Source organism: Streptomyces sp. SID9727, assembly GCF_010550605.1.
Taxonomy (GTDB): domain Bacteria; phylum Actinomycetota; class Actinomycetes; order Streptomycetales; family Streptomycetaceae; genus Streptomyces.
The window spans coordinates 1-14,818 of sequence record NZ_JAAGNI010000207.1 but is presented as its reverse complement, the minus strand read 5'-3'; the positions used below and the strand labels follow the sequence as shown (position 1 = coordinate 14,818).

At 72.1% G+C, this 14,818-nt stretch carries 14 protein-coding genes and 1 pseudogene; 3 read left to right on the top strand and 12 right to left on the bottom strand.

From position 1 onward, the window contains the following. The coding region (locus G3I41_RS13720) for a transglycosylase family protein (protein WP_164400493.1) at window positions 1–682 on the bottom strand (682 nt) is incomplete at its 3' end. Window positions 683–1,099: 417 nt separating this feature from the next. Then, window positions 1,100–1,702, bottom strand: a complete 603-nt coding sequence (locus G3I41_RS13715; RefSeq protein ID WP_164400492.1) for a recombinase family protein — start codon at window positions 1,700–1,702, stop codon at window positions 1,100–1,102. Between the two features lie 143 nt (window positions 1,703–1,845). On the opposite strand from G3I41_RS13715, the gene G3I41_RS13710 reads away from it, so the two are divergent. Beyond that, window positions 1,846–3,090, top strand: coding sequence for a cytochrome P450 (locus tag G3I41_RS13710; protein WP_343242116.1), 1,245 nt, complete (start codon window positions 1,846–1,848; stop codon window positions 3,088–3,090). A gap of 24 nt (window positions 3,091–3,114) precedes the next feature. Here the strand turns inward: G3I41_RS13710 and G3I41_RS13705 are convergent, their stop codons facing one another. The 7 genes from G3I41_RS13705 to G3I41_RS13675 form a co-directional block, all read right to left on the bottom strand. Then, window positions 3,115–4,077 carry a nucleoside triphosphate pyrophosphohydrolase gene (locus tag G3I41_RS13705; protein ID WP_164400490.1) on the bottom strand — a complete coding sequence of 321 codons (963 nt, stop codon included), beginning with the start codon at window positions 4,075–4,077 and terminating at the stop codon, window positions 3,115–3,117. Between the two features lie 33 nt (window positions 4,078–4,110). Next, window positions 4,111–4,767: a SurA N-terminal domain-containing protein gene (locus G3I41_RS13700; RefSeq protein ID WP_164400489.1), complete on the bottom strand. Its 657-nt coding sequence runs from the start codon at window positions 4,765–4,767 to the stop codon at window positions 4,111–4,113. Between the two features lie 136 nt (window positions 4,768–4,903). Continuing rightward, window positions 4,904–5,305: a GtrA family protein gene (locus G3I41_RS13695; RefSeq protein WP_164400488.1), complete on the bottom strand. Its 402-nt coding sequence runs from the start codon at window positions 5,303–5,305 to the stop codon at window positions 4,904–4,906. Continuing rightward, a complete protein-coding gene (locus tag G3I41_RS13690) occupies window positions 5,302–6,270 on the bottom strand; it encodes a glycosyltransferase family 2 protein (protein WP_164400487.1) in 969 nt (322 codons plus the stop codon). Before G3I41_RS13690 ends, G3I41_RS13695 begins: the two co-directional genes overlap by 4 nt. An 87-nt stretch (window positions 6,271–6,357) precedes the next feature. Further along, on the bottom strand, window positions 6,358–7,890 hold the full coding sequence (locus tag G3I41_RS13685) for a serine/threonine-protein kinase (protein ID WP_164400486.1): 1,533 nt from the start codon (window positions 7,888–7,890) through the stop codon (window positions 6,358–6,360). Next, window positions 7,887–8,495 (bottom strand): hypothetical protein, encoded by a 609-nt coding sequence (locus tag G3I41_RS13680; protein WP_164400485.1) that lies wholly within the window; start codon window positions 8,493–8,495, stop codon window positions 7,887–7,889. Before G3I41_RS13680 ends, G3I41_RS13685 begins: the two co-directional genes overlap by 4 nt. A gap of 122 nt (window positions 8,496–8,617) precedes the next feature. Further along, window positions 8,618–10,768 (bottom strand): N-6 DNA methylase, encoded by a 2,151-nt coding sequence (locus tag G3I41_RS13675; protein ID WP_164400484.1) that lies wholly within the window; start codon window positions 10,766–10,768, stop codon window positions 8,618–8,620. Window positions 10,769–10,987: 219 nt separating this feature from the next. Here G3I41_RS13675 and G3I41_RS13670 point away from each other — a divergent pair, with 219 nt between their 5' ends. Continuing rightward, complete coding sequence (locus G3I41_RS13670) at window positions 10,988–11,863, top strand: DUF4190 domain-containing protein (RefSeq protein WP_164400483.1); 876 nt, start codon at window positions 10,988–10,990, stop codon at window positions 11,861–11,863. Between the two features lie 66 nt (window positions 11,864–11,929). Here the strand turns inward: G3I41_RS13670 and G3I41_RS13665 are convergent, their stop codons facing one another. Then, a complete protein-coding gene (locus G3I41_RS13665; RefSeq protein WP_164400495.1) occupies window positions 11,930–12,556 on the bottom strand; it encodes a TetR/AcrR family transcriptional regulator in 627 nt (208 codons plus the stop codon). A gap of 78 nt (window positions 12,557–12,634) precedes the next feature. Between G3I41_RS13665 and G3I41_RS13660 the strand changes: the two genes are divergently transcribed. Next, window positions 12,635–13,408 (top strand): SDR family oxidoreductase, encoded by a 774-nt coding sequence (locus G3I41_RS13660; RefSeq protein ID WP_164400482.1) that lies wholly within the window; start codon window positions 12,635–12,637, stop codon window positions 13,406–13,408. A 41-nt stretch (window positions 13,409–13,449) separates the two neighbouring features. On the opposite strand, the gene G3I41_RS13655 is transcribed toward G3I41_RS13660, so the two are convergent. After that, window positions 13,450–14,208 carry an HNH endonuclease family protein gene (locus tag G3I41_RS13655; protein ID WP_203600958.1) on the bottom strand — a complete coding sequence of 253 codons (759 nt, stop codon included), beginning with the start codon at window positions 14,206–14,208 and terminating at the stop codon, window positions 13,450–13,452. A gap of 156 nt (window positions 14,209–14,364) precedes the next feature. Continuing rightward, window positions 14,365–14,818: pseudogene (locus tag G3I41_RS13650) on the bottom strand (hypothetical protein); the annotation flags it as partial.

Genomic DNA, 14,818 nt, shown 5'->3' with positions numbered 1-14,818 from the left:
TGGCCGTCGGGTCGCCCGGGACGGACGGGGCGGCGGACGGGGTGGCGGAGGGGTCGGCCGACGGGGAGGCGGACGCCTCGCCCTTGCCGCTCTCCTCGGCGCTCCGGCCCGCGTGCTTGCCGGAGCCCTTGCCGGCCGCCTTGCCCGTGGCGGCCGCGCCGGACGCCTCGTCCGAGGGGGTGGCCGACGAGCCCGAGGACGCGTCGTCCACCGGGTCGGTGCCGAGACCCGCGTCCAGGCCCGCGTCGGCGCTCCGGGCGGGCTCGTCCGCGTTGTCGTCGCCCGGGTCCACGTCCGCCTTGCCCGCGGCCTTGGTGAGCCCGGAGATCACCGCGCAGCTGGGCCACGCCGTGGGGCCCTTGGCGGCCAGGACCCGCTCGGCGACCGCGATCTGCTGCGAGCGGCTGGCGAGGTCGGCGCGCTCGGCGTAGGCCTCACCGCCGTACGCCTTCCACAGCTCCGGCGTGAACTGGAGACCTCCGTAGGAGCCGTTGCCGAGGTCGGCGCTCCACATCCCGCCGCTCTCGCAGTCGGCCACCCGGTCCCAGGTCCCGGTGTCCGCGGCGTGCGCGCTCGCCGCGCCGAGCAGCGGGATGGCGATGGCCGAGCCCGTGACGCCTGCGGCGACCACGATGGCGGGTGCCTGACGAGGGCGGCGGTGTCTGCCGTTCGCGGAGCCCATGGGAGATGCCTTCCGTGTGACTGACAAGCGACTGGTGAGTCGAACGGTGAACCTAGCGAAACTCGAACGTGAGTCACAAGTCGATGCAGCGCAGATCACGTGAAAGTCACAGACTTGACAGAGTGTCACTTCCATCGGTGTGCTGACGTCTCACTACGAAGCCGCGCAGGCACGCCGAACCTGCGCCATCACGGCGTTTTCGTGACGCCGAAAGCCTCACTGTGCATCTGCACCGGAAGCCCAGCGCCCGGCTGAATAGTCACGGCGAGCTGGGGCAGCATTGCATGCCGGCACGCCGCCACACCACCCCGACGGTCCGCTGCCAGAACGGCCATGATCTCCGGCCAGGCTCCCCGCTTCCACCAGAAGAGCTGGCGCTCTCTCATGGGGTTGATGGGGCCCCAGGTAAGCGGCATCTCAGCCCACGACAAGCCGTTCCGCAGCCTGTGGAGCATCCCGGAGAACTGCAAGCGGATGTCGTACTTCGAGATGAAGTGCTTCTTCGAATTCCCGGAGAGAAATCCGCGCAGCATCGCCAGGACCGCCTCCCACTCCTCGTCCGTCGGATCGGGGGGCACCAGAGTCCCCGTTTCGTGATGCCAATCTCTGCTTGATACGCAGCCACTCCATCTCGGCAAGGGTGACGCATCGCATGAACTGGGACCATCCGGTCTCCGTGCTGGTGTCGATGCCCTCACTGGCCGAGAGAAAATGGACACCGAGGTCTGCCATGTCCCAGGCCCACTGGTACGCGGCGCGCGCTGTGCGGCCGATTCGGTCCACTGCGGGGACGAGGATGCGGTTGAAGCATCCTCGACGCGCGTCATGGACGAGGCGGTCCATCTCGGGCCGGCTCTCCAGTGCACCGGACACGGCCTCGTCCACGTACTCGTCGTAAACCGTGGCCTCCGGGTGACGGGTGAGCCAACCACGGGAGACCTGGTCCTGGTCTTCGAGGCCGAAGCCGTCGAGTTGCTCGGCGGTGGAGACTCGTACCAAGCGCTGTGCGGCCGGTGCCATTTTCCGAAGAGAATATGCTGCGCATACGAGCCCATTCTGCGGAAATGGGCAGCCCATCACTCGTTCGTGTGGGGGTGATCGTCGTCCCGTCCTACGGCCGCCCGCGTCAAGACCCGAGCCGCAGGTCCCGATACCGTCGTCGTGTGAACCGCACCCCGCCGCCCGAACTCTTCACCTGGGAGTTCGCCACCGACCCGTATCCCGCCTATGCCTGGTTGAGGGAGCACAGCCCCGTACACCGGACGACCTTGCCGAGCGGTGTGGAGGCATGGCTCGTCACCCGTTACGCAGACGCGCGGCAGGCGCTCGCGGACAGCCGTCTCTCGAAGAATCCGGCGCACCACGCGGAGGATGCCCAAGGCAAGAGCAAGACCGGCATCCCGGGGGAGCGCAGTGCGAACCTCATGACGCATCTGCTGAACATCGACCCGCCCGATCACACAAGACTGCGTCGGCTGGTGTCCAAGGCGTTCACACCCCGGACGATCGCTGCTTTCGGGCCCCGCGTGCAGGAGTTGGCGGACCGGCTCATCGATGACTTCGCGGAAGGAGGAGAGGCGGATCTGATCCATGACTTCGCCTTTCCGCTTCCCATCTACGCCATTTGCGATCTGCTCGGTGTACCCGAGGAGGACCAGGACGACTTCCGGGATTGGGCAGGCATGATGATCCGGCACGGCGGCGGCCCGCGCGGTGGGGTCGCCCGGTCCGTGAAGAGGATCCGCGCCTACCTCGCGGAACTGATCCACCGCAAGCGGGAGAACCCCGGGGACGATTTGATCTCAGGACTCATCCGGGCAAGCGACCACGGCGAGCACCTCACCGAGAACGAGGCTGCGGCTATGTGCTTCGTGATCCTCTTCGCGGGTTTCGAGACGACCATCAACTTGATCGGCAACAGCGCGCACGCCTTCTTCCGGAACCCGTCGCAGCGTGCCGTGTTCCAGAGCGCGGTCCAGCGAGGAGACGATCGACTCCTGGACACCGCCATCGAGGAGCTGCTGCGCTTCGACGGCCCGGTGGAGCTGGCCACCTGGCGCTACGCCACGGAGCCGCTCGAAATCGGAGGAACGCGGATTGGCGAGGGTGATCCCGTGCTCGTGGTTCTGGCGGCGGCCGACCGCGATCCGGCCCGGTTCCCCGAGCCGGACTCTCTCGATCTGTCCCGTCGGGACAACCAGCATCTCGGATACGGGCACGGCATCCACTACTGCCTGGGGGCACCTCTGGCACGGCTTGAAGGCCGCATCGCGTTGGAAACCTTGTTCCGTCGCCTGCCCGACGTGCGGCTGGCCGTAGAACCCGGTGAACTTCGGTGGCGGGGCGGCCTCATCATGCGTGGCCTCCGCACGCTCCCTGTGGAGTTCACGGCGGTGAGCAGCGCGTAGGGGGCGGAGACGGCGAGCCCGACGTTATCCGGTGCCCTCCGCCGTCCGGATCGCGTCCCGGTACGCGCGTCCCGCGGCGCGCAGCGCGGCCTCCGGGTCGACTCCCTCCTCCTGGGCCCGCACGGCGAGGGCCAGGAGGCGGTAGCCGATGTCGTCGCCCTCGGGGAGCGGGACGTCGAGTCCGGCGGTACGGACCCGGCTCGCGAGCTTCGCGGCGAGCGCGAGGCCGGGCTGGCCGATCGGTACCCCGTCGGTCACCGATGCACGCTGCTTCTCGATCGCCTTGGTGCGCAGCCAGTGCGCGTGGACGTCCTCCGGGGTCTCGGCGGTCTCGTCGCCGAAGACGTGGGGGTGGCGGTGGATCAGCTTCTCGATGAGCGTGCCGGCCACGTCGTCCACGGAGAACGGCTCCTCCTCGTCCTCCTCGGCGATGCGCGCGTGGAAGACGACCTGGAGCAGTACGTCCCCCAGCTCCTCGCGCAGTTCCTCGCGGTCGCCGTCCTCGATCGCCTCGACCAGCTCGTACGCCTCCTCGATGGCGTACTTGGCGAGGCCCTCGTGGGTCTTCTGCGAGGTCCAGGGGCACTCGACGCGGATGCGGTCCATGACCTGGACGAGGTCGAGGAGCCGGGCACCCGGCAGGTCGTACGCGCCGGGCAGCAGCTCCAGACCGGGCATCCGCACCCGGCCGGAGCCGGCCAGCCGGGCCAGTCCGTCGGTGAGCGGCTGGTTGCCCGCGCCGCCGGTGAGGACGACCACGGTCCGGCCGCCCGCGCAGGCGTCCACGAGTTCCGGGGCGTCGGGCACGCCCGGGGTGACGGTGACGCCGGCCTCGCTCAGATACGGCAGCTGCGGCTGCTCCGGCTCGCCGCAGCGCACCTCGTCGGCGCCGTGCAGCACCTGCCAGGCGGGCCAGGAGAGCAGTCCGGGCGCGACCCGGTGGCTGACGGTGAGCAGGACGATGCGGCCGGGGTCTTCAGCGTTCACACCGCCGAATCTACCCCGGCCGTCCGAGGAGGTTCAGGCCCCGGCCTCGGCGGCCGCCTGGGCGGGCTTGGTGACCTGGGAGATCCACGGGGCCTTGTAGTCGGCCAGCTGGATCTGCTGGTTGTCCCAGGTGCCGTAGCGCGGGTTGACGTCGACGTCCAGCGCCTTGGACGCCTTGGTGAGCGCGTCGCCGATGGCCTTGGTGCCCTCGGGCGTGGACGGGTCGGCGCCGAGGGCCTGGCCGAGCTTCGTGATCTGGATCTGCTCGCGCAGGAAGGCGTCGATCTGGCCCGGGGCGAGCCAGCGCTCCTGGAGGACGGCCTGCTGGAGCCCCTTCTCGCCGTGGTACTGCGCGACGGCCGACGTGCGCATCTGCTGGATCTCCGCGCGGCTCACCGTGACGCCCGCGTCCGCCGCGGCCCGGTCGAGGACGCGGTCCAGGATCAGCCCGTGCAGCTTGGCGCGGGCGAGCTGGCCGGACTGGTCGGTGAGCTGGGCGGACTGCGGGGACGAGCCCTGCGCCTCGCGCACGTCGGCCACCTGCGCCTGCACGGTGGACACCGTGATCCGGTCACCGCCCACGACGGCCGCGGCGCCGGGGTGGGCCTGGCTGCCGCAGGCGGTGAGGAGCGGCGCTGCGGCGAGCAGCGCGGCGGAGACGGTGAGCGCGGTGCGACGGCGGCGGTGCAAAGGAGCCTCCCGAGGAGATTGTGCGGCGGAGCACAAAGCCTTGCGGTGATCGATGTTAGGGAGTGGAACCGGTCCGGGCCACTGATTCGACCAACGATTCGGGAGGAGTTGGGGATGTGGTCCGCCGACGGCCGACTCAGCCGCCGTGTCCGGCCGCCCCCGGCGGGGCGTCCGGCCGCAGCATGATCGTGCGCGAGACCACGAACGTGATGGGGATGGCGGCCGCGGCGGCCGCCAGCGGGGCGTAGCGGTCGCTGAATCCGGCCAGGCCGACCAGGAGGTAGACGCCGCCGGTGGTGATGACGAAGTTCGCCGCGTTGGTGAGCGGGAACAGCAGGAACTTCCGCCAGGTGGGCCGGGTGCGGTACGTGAAGTACGAGTTCAGGAAGAACGACCCGGTCATGCTGAGCGCGAAGGCGAGCACGTGGGCCGCGATGTACGGCAGCCGGTGCAGCAGGAGCAGGTAGAGGCCGTAGTACGTGCCGGTGTTCACCGCGCCCACGAGGGCGAAACGTGCCATCTGTGCGGTGACCGTCATCGGCGTACGAACTCCCGGGGTCCCGGCTCCGCGTCGGTCTCGCGGGCCCGGGTGTTGGTGGCCTTGACCAGGAAGTGCGGGCGGCGTTTGACCTCGTAGTAGATGCGGCCGACGTATTCGCCGACGACTCCGGCGAGCACCATCTGGACGCCGGCGAGCGCGGTGACGACGACGAGCAGGGTGACGTAACCGGGGGTGTCGACGCCCCGCACGAGGGCGACGCCGACGATCCAGGCGGCGTAGGCGAGGGCGACGGAGGTCAGGAGCAGGCCGAGGTAGAGGGCCGCGCGCAGGGGCTTGTTGTTGAAGGAGAGCAGCCCGTCCAGGCCGTAGTTGAGGAGCTTGCCGAAGGTCCAGGCGGAGCGGCCCTCTTCCCGTACGGCGTTCTCGTAACTGAACGTCGTCGTGGGGAAGCCGACCCAGGCGAAGAGGCCCTTGGAGAACCGGTTGTACTCGGTGAGGGAGAGCACGGCGTCGGCCGCGCGGCGCGACAGGAGCCGGAAGTCTCCGACCCCGTCCACGAGTTCGACGTCCACGAGGCGGTTGATCAGCCAGTAGTAGGCGCGTGCGGTGAGGGTGCGGGTGACGCGGTCGCCGGCGCGGGTGCGGCGGGCGATGACCTGGTCGTACCCCCGGGCGTGCTCCTGGAGCATGCGGCCGACCAGCTCCGGCGGGTGCTGGAGGTCGGCGTCCATCAGGACGACGGCGTCTCCCTCGGCGTGCTGGAGACCGGCCAGCATGGCGGCCTCCTTGCCGAAGTTGCGGCTGAAGGAGACGTAGCGGACGCGCGCGTCGGCGGTGGCCAGCTCCTGGATGAGGGGCAGGGTCCGGTCGGCGCTTCCGTCGTCGACGTAGACGACCTCGAACGCGTGCCCGAGACGGGACATTTCGTCCGTGACGCGTTCATGGAAGCGTTCGAGGATCTCTTCCTCGTTGAAACAAGGCACCACCAGCGAGATCAGCACCCATGTACATCAACCGGTCAATGTGTCGCCTTCCGGAGCCGGGTGTGGCCGGTGGGCGGCCATCGGGTGAACGGCCCGTCCCGGGCCTCAGACGCCCCGGACCTCCCTCTGACGGTCCAGCCGGCGGCGCAGCTCGACGGGCAGCGGATGGTGCGGGCCGTAGGCGCGCTCGGTGTCGTGGAGCAGGGACTGGAGCTGGGCGCGCGCGTTCACGTGGTCGCCGAGAGCGAGCAGCAGCTGTCCGATGCGGTGCCGGATCTCGTACGAGCGTGCCGGATCGTTGCCCGTGGCGTACTGGTTCTCGTAGTACGGCAGCACGGCGCGGTACTCCGCGAGCGCGGCGGCGGGTTCGCCGAGCTGTTCCAGGCACTGGGCGACGTCGCAGCGGTAGCCGAGGGTCTGCGGGTCCGCGGGGCCCGCCTCCGCGGCCCGGTCGTCGGCGAGCCGGCGCAGTTCGGGCAGGGCACGGCGGTACTGGCCGTCGTCCATGAGGGTCGCCGCGTACTGCTTGCGCAGGATACGGACCACCGGGGAGCCGGCCCCGTGCTGTTCGGCGGCGACCGGGAGGAGCCCGCCGAGCATGTCCACGGCCTGGGTGATGCGCCCCTCGCCGAGGAGCCGCTTGACCTCGTCCACGGCGGCGGCCACGTCCGTCCGGGCGGGCGGGGCGGCGGGCACGGCCGGCGGCGGGACCGCGGCCCGGTCGGGCCAGGGGGCGTGCGGGCGCAGGAACGGGCGGGTGGGGTCGAGCGGCCCGGCGGGCGGCCGTGAGCCGCGCGCGGGCAGCAGCGGGGCGAGGTGTTCGTACACCTCCTGCGCGTCGGCCGGACGGTGCTGCGGGTCCTTGGCGAGCAGCCGCAGCACGAGCGCTTCCAGCGCCTCCGGGATGTCGGGCCGGATCTGCCGGACCGGCAGCGGCGGCTCGTACAGGTGCCGGTGCAGCACACCGAGGGCGGTGGACCCGGCGAACGGCACATCACCGCCGAGCAGTTCGTGCAGGAGGACCCCGAGGGCGTAGAGGTCGGTGTACGGGCCGACCGCGCCGCCCATGGCCTGTTCGGGAGCCATGTAGGCCGGGGAGCCGATGGGCGAGCCGGTGTGGGTGAGGCGGGTGGTGTCGCTGTCGAGGACGGACGCGACCCCGAGGTCGAGGACGAGCACGGTGCCGTCCGGACGGACCATCACATTGCGGGGCTTGAGGTCGCGGTGGACGATCGGCACGGCGTGCACGGCGCTGAGGACGGCGCACAGCTGCGCGGCCACCGCGACGGCCCAGGGCCAGGGGTAGGGGTCGTGCTCGGCGAGGTGGTCGCCGAGGTCGGCGCCCTCCACGTACTGCATGACGAGGAACAGGTCGTCGCCGTCGCTGCCGGCGTCGTGCACGGTGACCAGGCCGGGGTGGTCCACCTGTGCGGTGACCCGGCACTCGCGGACGAAGCGGCGGCGCAGCTCGTCGGCGGCCTCGCTGCCGGCGGGTCCGGTGACCCGGTCGGGGCGCAGCAGCTTGACCGCGACGCGGCGGTCGAGGCGCTGGTCGTAGGCTGTCCAGACCTGGCCCATGCCGCCCTGGCCGAGGATCGTGGCCAGCTCGTACCGCCCGCCGACGAGGCGACCGCTCACCGGCCCTCCTCCTTGCGGAGGTAGTCGCTCAGCTCGTCCAGCTCGGCGCGGACCTGGTCGATGCGCTGGGGCGGGGCGGGGTGCCGCGGGGCGGGGCGGGCGTCCTCGGGCTGGGGGCAGCGCGTGGGGGGAAGCGGGTAGGGGTGCTGCCGGCCCGGGTGCGGCGGGTAGGGCTGCGGCTGTCCGTACGGCGGTGTGGGCACGGTGACCGCGTACGCGTAGCCGGGGCCCGCCTGGGGGAAGCCGGCGGCCTTCCCCGTCAGCCGCGCGTGGAAACGTACGTCGGCGACGAGGTAGTGCGCACAGGCCCCCGCCAGCACCAGGAGCAGCAGCGGGATGAGTACGTTGTCGATGCCGTGCGGCTCCACGTCGGGTTCGTCCCTGCCGAGGACGGGCACCATCGCGCAGACGAACGCGAAGCCGGCGCCGGCGACCCACCAGTCGAGGGCCCGGCGGCGGACGAACGCCAGCCGGAGCAGGGGCGCCCACAGGAGCAGGCCGAGGGAGCAGACCGCGAGCAGCGTGAACAGCACGCGCATGGAGACGATCCAGGCCCTGCCGGGGACCCGGCGCGGCACCGTGGGCGGAAGACCCGGGGCGTACATGGCTGCTCCTGGATTGCCTGGTCGTGGAACGTCCGCGCGCACACGGGCGTGCGTGCGGATCCGAGCGTAAGGGGCGACACCGACAGAGGGCCCGGGGTTGTGCGGAACCGTTGTGGTTCCGGTCACTCCGGCGTGACCGTACCGTCCGTCAGACCGTCGTAGAGGCCTTGGACGAGCTGTCCGCCGAGCCGTCCGGCGTGCCGCAGCGCGTCCTCGAACGCGGCGAGCGCGCGGAACCGTTCGCCGTAGCGCCGCTGCTCGGCCAGGGGCAGGCGCGGCAGTTGGAGGCGGCGGGCGTCGAGCCGGGTCGCGGTGGAGGCGTGGCTGCTGGCCTGCCGGTTGTTGGTGGTGCCGCGCAGGAAGCCGGCGAGGAACCAGGGGTCGAGCACGGCCGGGTCGGGGCGCAGCAGCTGGAGGTTGCGGCCGAGCGCGGCGCCCGCGGTGGCCTCGTCCACGACGCGGACGACGGTGACACCGCCGAGCACGGGCACGACGACGTCGCCCGCCGCGACGAGGACGGCTTCCTCGGGGGTGCCGCCGGCGGCCGGGGTGCCGGTGCCGGAGGGCGGGGTGGAGCCGAGCACGTCGTGTTCGGTGAGGACGGGGCCGGTCGCTGTGCCGGCGCCGCCGTGGCGGAGCTGGAGGGCGCCGGCCCGGGCGAGTTCGCCGATGGTGGTGAGCGGGCGGTGCGCGGGTGCGGCGGGGGCGGGTGGCGGCGGGGTGAGGTTCGTGGCGAGCCCCAGGGTTCTGGTCAGCCGCTCCCGTACGCCGGCCAGCTCGGCCGGACCGCCGGTGGCGGCGGGGGACGGGAGGTGGCGGGCGGGGGCGAGGTCGACGTCGTCGTCGAGGAGTTCGATGACGGGGACGGTGCGGGCGGCGGCGCCGGGTGGGGTTTCCGGCTGTCCGCCCGTGCGGGTTCCGCCCGATCCGTCGTACGTGTGCCAGGCGTCGAGCACGGCATGGCGCAGGGCCGGCCAGTCGAGGCGGTCCCGGCCCCCGCCGGTGGCCTGCTCGGCGGGCTCGGCGGTGTCGATCAGCAGCAGTTCGGGGTTGGGCTGCGACGGTGCGCCCGGCCTGCGCAGCACCCACAGGTGCAGCGGGATGCCGTACGGGGGCGCGGCGCCGGCCGGCAGCGCGATGACGGCGCGCAGCGCTCCCCGGCGCAGGAGGTCGGCGCGGATGCGGCGGCCGGAGCGGCGGGAAGCGGCGGCGGGCGGCATCAGGAGGACGGCGGTGCCGCCGTCGCGCAGCCGGGCCAGCGCGTGCTGCACCCAGGCGAGTTCGGACTCGGTGCGGGCGGGGAAGCCGTACTCCCAGCGGGGGTCGTAGGCGAGTTCGTCGTGGCCCCAGTTGCGCTCGTTGAACGGGGGGTGGCAGAGCACGGCGTCGGCGGCCAGCCGGGGGAAGGCGTCGGCGCGCAGGGTGTCCCCGGTGCGCACGTCGACCGTGCGGTCGGCGGGGTCGGTGCGCGGGGTGTCCCCGGTGCGCAGGGCGAGGCGGAGCGCGGTGACGGCGGCGAGGCCGGGGTCGCTCTCCTGGGCGCGGAGAGCGGTGGGGCGGTTCGTGGCGGCGGGGCTCCCCGGGGCTTCCGCCGCGCCGAGGGCCGCGGTGAGCAGGGCGCCGGTGCCCGCCGCCGGGTCGAGGACGGTGCGCACGCCGGGCTCTCCGGCGCCGGCCAGTTCCGCCATCAGCGCGGCGAGACCGGGCGGGGTGAGCGTGTACTGGCGCGGATTCGCGTCGAGCTGACGGCCGAGCAGGAACTCGTACGCCTCCCGGACGCCGGTCCCGGCGGCCAGTTCGGCGGCGCCGCGCAGCAGCGGAACGGACGGCAGCAGCTCGGCGCGGTCCGGGGTGCGGACGGCGCGCCCGTTCCCGGCGGGGCCGAACCGGCCGGCGAGGGCGTCGTCCAGCGCGAGGGAGAGCACCCCGGCCATCCGTTCGTCGGACACGCCGGTGATCTCCCGCCAGGCGGCGGGGCTGCGGTCCACCAGGAGCAGGGCGCAGCCGGTGTGGACGAGGGCGGTGACGGGGCCCGCCGAGTGGCCGGCCAGCTGCTGCCAGACGCGTTCGCGGAGGGGGACCTCGACCAGCTTTCCCTGGTCGCGCAGCCACCGCTCGACCTCGGGCAGGGCGAAGGACGGGCTGGTCTCGGTGCCGCCCACGGGCTGGGGGAAGTCGGGGTGCCGGCGGCGCCAGTTGCTGACGGCGGCCCGTCCCACGCCCGCCAGGCGGGCGATCCCGGCGGCGGTCACCTCTGTCGCGTTCTCCGGCACGTGCTGTCTCCCTGTGCTGTACCGCTGACGGGTCGGAGCGAGCATACCGACCCGTACACACCAGCGCACCGGCCATCGATTCACACCGTGCATGAACCTGTCTCGCGTGAACCATGTTGACTCGGTTCACAGATAATGCTGTGATTGACCCGTCGCTGAACGAGCGGCGCCTGGTGGATCCGCTCACCACTTCTCCCGTACTTGCCGAAGGGCACAGCCATGTCCCAGTTCACGCAGCCGCCGCAGTCCCCGCAGCCTCCGTACCCCCAGCCCCAGCAGCCGTACGGCCCCGCCCACGCGCCCGGCCTGCGCCCCGCACGCAACGGCCTGGGCATCGCCGCCCTGATCCTCGGGCTCATCGGCGCGGTCTCCGGCCTGATCCCGTTGCTCTTCTGGCTGGCGGGCATCCTCGGGACAATCGCGCTGATCCTGGGGCTCGTCGGCCGGGGCCGCGCCAAGAGGGGCGAGGCGACGAACAAGAACATGGCCACGTTCGGCACGCTCCTCGCGCTGATCGCGCTGATCATGTCGGTGGTCGGCGCGGTGATCACCTTCAAGGCGGTCGACGACGCGGTGGACGACCTGAACAAGGCGGTGTCGGACACGGCGGCGTCCGCGAAGCCGAAGGCGGGCGGCGACAAGGCGGACAAGGACGGCGCGGCGAAGGGCGGCGACAAGGCGGGCAAGGAGGGGAAGGCCACCGGGAAGGCGCTGGAGGCAGGCGACTCGGCCGTGTACGACGACGACCTCACGGTCACGGTCGGCGACGCGACGGAGTACACGCCGGGCGAGTTCGCGGCCGGTCACACCAAGGGCAACAAGGCGTACCGCGTCCCCGTCGTCATCGAGAACGCAGGCAAGGAGAAGTTCGACTCCGCACTGGTCACCGTCGAGGCGCGCGCCGGCGCGGACGGGGTGGACGCGGAGCAGATCTTCGACGACAAGGTCGGCGAGGGCTTCAGCGGCACGATCCTGCCCGGCAAGAAGGTCACGGTGCTCTACGCGTTCGACACGCCGGCCGACGCGAAGCTCCTGACCGTCGAGGTCAACCCCGACTTCTCGTACGACTCGACGCTGTGGGACCTGAAGCTCTGACCCACGCAGCGCCCCCGGCCCCCGTGGAACCCGCCCCCAGGGCGGGTTCTCCGCGTGGGGGCACGCTCAGGAGCGCTCCCCGGGCCAGGCGGCCAGCGCCAGTTCGGCGATCTCGGCCAGCTCCTCCGGGCCCGCCCCGTCGCAGGAGCGCTGCGACATGCCCTGGACGATCGTGGCGAAGTACCCGGCGAGGACGCGGGGGTCCACCCGCTCCGGCAGTTCGCCCGCGCGCTGCGCGTCCCGCAGCCGCGCCTCCCAGGCCGTGACGTTGGAGTTGCGCGCGCCCCTCAGGCGGTCGGCCACCCCGGCGTCCTGCGGGGTGACGTTCACGGCGCCCTTGATCACCATGCAGCCCGCCGGATGCGCGGGGTCCGCGTAGATCCGGGCAGCCTCGCGCAGGAGGCGCGCGAACGCGCGGTAGGCCGTGGGCTCCTGCTCCAGGGCGTCGCGCATGAAGGTCCCGACGGGCGTCCTCCCGTACGCGGCGACCGCCTCCTCGAAGAGGGAGCGCTTGTCGCCGAACGCGGCGTAGAGGCTCGCGGGCCGGATGCCCATCGCCTCCGTCAGCTCACCGATCGAGGTCGCCCCGTAGCCCCGCTCCCAGAACAGCCGGACGGCCGCCGCGAGCGCGGCGTCCCGGTCGAAGGAGCGCGGCCGTCCGCGCGCCGCACCTGTCTCACCCATGCCCCGCATTCTAGAGCGCCCGCTCAAGAAGTTGTGCTACGTTCTTTCTGGAACGATCACTCAACAAATAGCTGAGGGGGAACAGCCATGTCCGTGCACGCACTTGAGGGCAAGGTCGCACTGGTCACCGGTGGCAGCCGGGGTATCGGCCGGGGCATCGCGGAACGGCTGGGGCGCGAGGGCGCCGTCGTCGCCGTCGCCTACGCCCGGGACGCGGCGGCGGCCGAGGAGGTCGTGGCGGTCATCCGGAAGAACGGCGGCACGGCATTCGCCCTCCGCGCCGAGCTGGGCACGCATGGGGACGCGGCCGCGCTGTGGGAGGCATTCGACGCGGGGATCACCGCGTACGCGCCCGACGGCGGGGTGGACATCATCGTGAACAACGCGGGCGCCGGGCTCTACTCCGAGCTGTCCTCGCTCACCGAGGAGGCGTTCGACGCGGTCTTCGCCGTCAACGTGCGGGCACCGTTCTTCATCGTCCGCCACGGGCTCGGCCGGCTGCGCGACGGCGGCCGGATCATCAACATCTCCAGCGGCGCGGCCCGGATCGCGATGCCGAACATCATCGCCTACAGCGCGACGAAGGGCGCCCTGGACAACTTCACCCTGACCCTCGCCAAGGAGCTGGGCCCCCGCGGCATCACGGTCAACTCGGTGGCCCCCGGCATCATCGACACCGACATCAACGCGGACTGGCTGCGGGGCGACGCCGAGGCGGAGAAGGGCGCCGCGTCACTGGCCGCGCTGGGCCGGGTCGGACAGCCGCGCGACGTCGCGGACATCGTGGCGTTCCTCGCCTCGGACGACTCCCGCTGGGTGACGGGCACGGTGATCGACGCGACGGGGGGATCGGGGCTCTGAGGAGGGGCGGGCCCCTTCGCGGGGCCCGCCCTACCGGTGCGTCAGCCGCCGCACTGCTTCAGCATCATGTCCTTGTCCGCGCTCGTCACCGGCAGGTCGTACTTCAGGGAGACCTGCGCGAAGCGGAGCACATAGGCGCAGCGGATCGGCTTGTACGGGGGGAGCCAGGTCGCGGGGCCCGCGTCGCGCTTGGCGTTGTTGGCCGGGCCGTCCACGGGGATGAGGTTGAGCGGGTCGTTGGCGATCTGCTGCCGCTTGGACTCGTTCCAGCGGGCGGCACCCATCTGCCAGTCGTACGACAGCGGCATGACGTGGTCGATCTGGACCTTGGTCGCCTGCTGCTTGCGCCACTCGATGGTCTTGCCGGTGTACGGGTCCTTGAGCGTCATGGAGACGACCACGCACTTCGAACCGGAGCGCAGCTCGACGTCCTTGCCGTCCCGGGCGAGCAGGTCGTTGCGGGTGTCGCAGCCGTTGTGGGACAGGGGGACGCCGTCCACCGAGTCCTTCCACGCGTACCCGAACTTGTCCCGTTCGTAGCCGGTCTTGGGGCCGCGCCCCTTGGTGGCGACCTTCTCGATGACCTTCCGCGCCGCCGCCCGGTCCTTCTCCGAGGTGAGGGGGGCGAGGCCGGGCTTCGTGCCGTCGTCGTTCCTCAGCGGGCTGGCACCGAAACCGGCGGCGGACTGGCCGCCGCCGTCCGCGCCGCCGCCGGTGGTGGTGTCGATGTCCTCGGGCAGTTGGTCGGGGTCGCAGCCGCTCAGCGCCAGCACGGCCGTGGCGGCCAGGGCGGGCACCATCACTCGACACACGCGGGGAGATATCACTCGTAGCCGTCCTGACGGTGAGAAAGCCGAACCAACCAGGGAATTCCATGAATGTCTTCCCCGTGAGGAGGATTTCATGGCTCCGGCCCCTTCCCGCCTGCGGGGCCGATCACCTCTCGCGCCGCCCCCTCACACCTTCTCGATGCCCAGCGTGTTCTCCGACGGCAGCAGCCCCGAGCCGATCGCCGCCACCCACAGCGGCCCCAGCAGTTCCGCGAGGCGCTCCCGCTCCTCCGCCGCGAGCGCCCGCCACGGTCCCGCCGCCGCCTCGTCCGTACGCCGCTCGACCTCCGCCCGCAGCGCCCGGCCCGCATCGGTCGCCGTGCCGTCGCCGGCCACCAGCCCCCGCTTCTCCAGCCGTTCGCGCGCCGCCCGCCACTCCTCGTCGCTCCACCCCCGGCTGCCGAAGACCTCCGGCCGGGCCGCCCCGATCGCCGCGAAGGAGACCAGCGCCTCGACCGGGTCCAGCTCCGCGTGTGCCAGCGCCGCGAGGTGGCCGTCGCCCCGGTGTTCGCGCAGCACGGTCGCCGCGTGCCAGACCGCGAGGTGCGGTTCGTCCGGCCAGGGCAGCGCGGCGTTCGCG

What these genes read in the sequence shown, in the direction of transcription:
- G3I41_RS13695 (WP_164400488.1), bottom strand. Translation starts at nt 5,305, where the DNA reads ATGACGGTCACCGCACAGATGGCACGTTTCGCCCTCGTGGGCGCGGTG.
- G3I41_RS13660 (WP_164400482.1), top strand. Translation starts at nt 12,635, where the DNA reads ATGTCCGTGCACGCACTTGAGGGCAAGGTCGCACTGGTCACCGGTGGC.
- G3I41_RS13670 (WP_164400483.1), top strand. Translation starts at nt 10,988, where the DNA reads ATGTCCCAGTTCACGCAGCCGCCGCAGTCCCCGCAGCCTCCGTACCCC.
- G3I41_RS13665 (WP_164400495.1), bottom strand. Translation starts at nt 12,556, where the DNA reads ATGCGGGGCATGGGTGAGACAGGTGCGGCGCGCGGACGGCCGCGCTCC.
- G3I41_RS13680 (WP_164400485.1), bottom strand. Translation starts at nt 8,495, where the DNA reads ATGTACGCCCCGGGTCTTCCGCCCACGGTGCCGCGCCGGGTCCCCGGC.
- G3I41_RS13715 (WP_164400492.1), bottom strand. Translation starts at nt 1,702, where the DNA reads ATGGCACCGGCCGCACAGCGCTTGGTACGAGTCTCCACCGCCGAGCAA.
- G3I41_RS13655 (WP_203600958.1), bottom strand. Translation starts at nt 14,208, where the DNA reads ATGGTGCCCGCCCTGGCCGCCACGGCCGTGCTGGCGCTGAGCGGCTGC.